The following is a 2,190-nucleotide window of genomic DNA, read 5'->3' as shown; positions in this document are numbered from 1 at the left end:
GTATAAAAGATGAATTGAATGTAATAATAGACTAGTAATATATACTAGCCTATTTTAATTGTAATTTAAAAATTTTCACCCCAAGAGTAAACCCGTTAATTTTTTAGTTGCAACTTATTTTTCTATAAATAAAGTTTAGTATTGATAACTAAGCATATTTTGTTTTTTTAGCTCATCTAGACGATTTTGAGCATCTTCATCACCTTGTTCAGCAGCCTTTGAGTACCACTTGACAGCTTCTTTGATATCTTGCTTAACACCCTTACCAGAGGAATATATATCTCCTAATAGGTATTGAGCGTTTAAATTACCTTGTTCAGCAGCTTTTTTAAATAATCGAATACCCTTTTTAGTATCTGCCTTAACTCCATCACCATTGTAATATAAAGCTCCTAAGGAAAGTTGAGCGTCTTCATCACCTTGTTCAGCAGCCTTTGAGTACCACTTGACAGCTTCTTTGATATCTTGCTTAACACCCTCGCCAGAGGAATATATCTCTCCTAGTGTGTATTGAGACTTAGCATATCCTTTTGTAGCGGCTTTTAAGTACCACTTGACAGCTTCTTTAATATCTTGTTTAACGCCCTGACCAGAGGAATACATCTCTCCTAATGCGTGTTGAGCTTCTTCATTCCCTTGGTTGGCAGAATTAATTAATAATTCAATACCTTTTTTTGTGTCTTGCTTAACGCCACGACCAAGACAGTACATGTTTCCTAAGTAACCTTGTGCTACTGCATTACCTTGTTCAGCAGCCTTTGAATACCATTTAGCAGCTTTCTCATCATCTTGTTTAAAACCTTGACCAAATAAATACATACCTGCCAAAAGAGTTTGAGCATCTGCTCGACCTTTATTAGCTGCTTTAGTGAGCCACTTAGCTGACTCTTGAAAATCTTGTTTTACTATATCTCCATCCATGTACAGGGCTCCTAAAGTAGTCTGAGATTCAGAGTCACCTTTATGAGCAGCTCTAGTAAGCGAATTGAATACTACTTCGTAACCTGGTTTAATATCATGATTTTTAAAACATACATCTTCTCTATAAGTAGAAACTGAATCATCTATGTTATTATTGATATTTGCAAGCTCTTTATTTAAACATTCTAAAATACCACTTAATAGTAGTGAATTATAGATATACCTATATTCATCATATGTCGCTGGCTTACCATGAGCAACTTTGTTTCTTAATGACCTAACTTTATGTAAAGTATCTATTGTTTTTTCATCAGATAATAATTGATTATTAATTTTTTTAAGATAATTAATAGCCTTTACTAGCTTAAGATTATCTTTATCTAAATTGAACTTTTTTGAAATTAGATTCTTTAATTCAGATTCGAATGGACATATATAGTTAAGCACAACCCCACTGTAAGATATTAATTCTTTACCATTGTTTCTTGACTCATATTCTTTACCCATATCAGTTGCAGTAGCTAATGATTGCACACTACCTTCGCTGAAGTTTTTGAATTTATTCTTATAAATAGTATATGTATTGTATAAATTATCAAGAGGTTTCCAACCAATATATATGAACGTGTTATGGTTTATGTTGTACTTAGAGTGATTCTCACCATCATACTCTACAATTAAATCAAAGATTATATCTCCATACCCCAAGTAAATATCTATTCCAAGAATTTTTCTATCTTCTAGCCCAACTAAAATCAATCTGTATGCAGTTTCAAAGAAAACTCGAATACCACTATAATCTATATTTGCTGTGCTTAGATCCTTAAATTGATATTCCATTAGTATTCCTTGCATTCTATTTTTTAGCAAAACTCTTTCTGTAAGATTTAGACTAACATTACTCTTATTCATCAATTTTTTTTGCTGTTTAGATAAGTTTATGTTAGCAAGGTCTAATAATTCACTATATACTTCACTAGGTTTTTCTGCAAATTTTATTAAAAGTTGTGCTACAGGTATTATTTCTTTGTCATCGGTACAACCTAGATTAATGTCATCTATAATATCTTTTAAAATCTTTAAAACATATCCTCTAGGTCCGCTTCTTTCTATCTTATCTTCCAAATCTGGTAGTTCGCTTTTATCAAGACTCAACAGCTCTATTTTATTTTGAACGTCTTTCTTTAACGCTTTATTTCTAGCGGTAATTTCTTTTTGTTTTAATTTAATGAATTTATTTTTGTCCTTTTTTAATTGCTTTTTTGACAT

1 protein-coding gene is annotated in these 2,190 nt (G+C 31.4%); it reads right to left on the bottom strand.

Annotation, left to right across the window (positions count from 1 at the left end; genetic code table 11):
• Nucleotides 1–135: 135 nt before the first annotated feature.
• Nucleotides 136–2,190: tetratricopeptide repeat protein (locus NSA58_RS19275; RefSeq protein ID WP_257560873.1), on the bottom strand; the 2,055-nt coding region annotated here is incomplete at its 5' end.

This window comes from Terrisporobacter muris (assembly GCF_024621905.1).
GTDB classification, from domain to species: domain Bacteria; phylum Bacillota; class Clostridia; order Peptostreptococcales; family Peptostreptococcaceae; genus Terrisporobacter; species Terrisporobacter muris.
Note: the sequence above shows the minus strand (reverse complement) of the source record. Positions and strands in the feature narration are given on the sequence as shown.